This is a genomic window from Burkholderia sp. A2 (genome assembly GCF_001729305.1).
Classification (GTDB): domain Bacteria; phylum Pseudomonadota; class Gammaproteobacteria; order Burkholderiales; family Burkholderiaceae; genus Burkholderia; species Burkholderia sola.
The window spans coordinates 360-1,166 of the sequence record NZ_LZXX01000031.1 but is presented as its reverse complement, the minus strand read 5'-3'; the positions used below and the strand labels follow the sequence as shown (position 1 = coordinate 1,166).

At 67.3% G+C, this 807-nt stretch carries 2 protein-coding genes and 1 pseudogene; all 3 read left to right on the top strand.

Annotated features, from left to right (window positions below; genetic code table 11):
* Positions 1-62: 62 nt before the first annotated feature.
* Positions 63-133: pseudogene (locus tag A9Z05_RS37460) on the top strand (AzlD domain-containing protein); the annotation flags it as partial.
* 2 nt (positions 134-135) lie between these two features.
* Positions 136-354: AzlD domain-containing protein (locus A9Z05_RS03215; RefSeq protein ID WP_256121827.1), on the top strand; the 219-nt coding region annotated here is incomplete at its 5' end.
* A gap of 130 nt (positions 355-484) precedes the next feature.
* The coding region (gene pgk, locus A9Z05_RS37455) for a phosphoglycerate kinase (protein WP_256121826.1) at positions 485-807 on the top strand (323 nt) is incomplete at its 3' end.

Below are 807 nucleotides of genomic sequence, written 5' to 3'. Positions count from 1 at the left end.
TTCGTCGAGCGCGCCGACTGGCGGCGCATCCGGACCGAAACCGTGCACGAAAAGGACATCGAATGAGCGCGACCGAGATCTGGATCGTCATCGTCGGGATGACGATCGTCACGGCCGTCACGCGCGCGCTGTTNNCGCGTGCAGCGCGCGCTGCGCTACGCGCCGGCCGCCGCGCTGGTCGCCGTCGTGCTGCCCGACGTGCTCGAAACGCCGGCCGGGCTGTCGTTCGGGCTGTCCAATCATCCGTTCTACGCGGCGCTCGCCGGCCTCGGCTGGTTTTTGTGGCGACGCAGCATGCTCGGCACGATCGTCGTCGGCATGCTCGTGTTCACCGCGCTGCGCCTGATCTTCTGATGCGCCGCCGTTCCGGCTTGCCGGGCGCTGCCCGCCTGCATCTGCGGATTGCTGCAATGCGGCAAGGCTTCGGTTCCGGCGCGCGATCCCAAATAGGCGGAATTCGCCGCCGCACGGGTCAGTCTGCCTGATGGATCGGCTAGAATGCCCGTTCGAGATTTTTTACCCGTGCGCGTCTTGCGAACCGCCAGCCACGGCCGCATCCGGCGCCCTTTCGCGGCAGCCCGCGCACGTCCAGCGTGAACCCCCTTTCCCCATCCACTACTTCAATCTGTTCAACATGAGCCAAGTCAAGCGTCTTACCGACCTGATCGCCGCCGGCCAGCTCGCCGGCAAGCGGGTGTTCATCCGCGCCGACCTGAATGTCCCGCAGGACGACCAGGGCAACATCACCGAGGACACGCGCGTGCGTGCGTCCGTGCCGGCCATCCAGGCCGCGCTCGACGCCGGCGC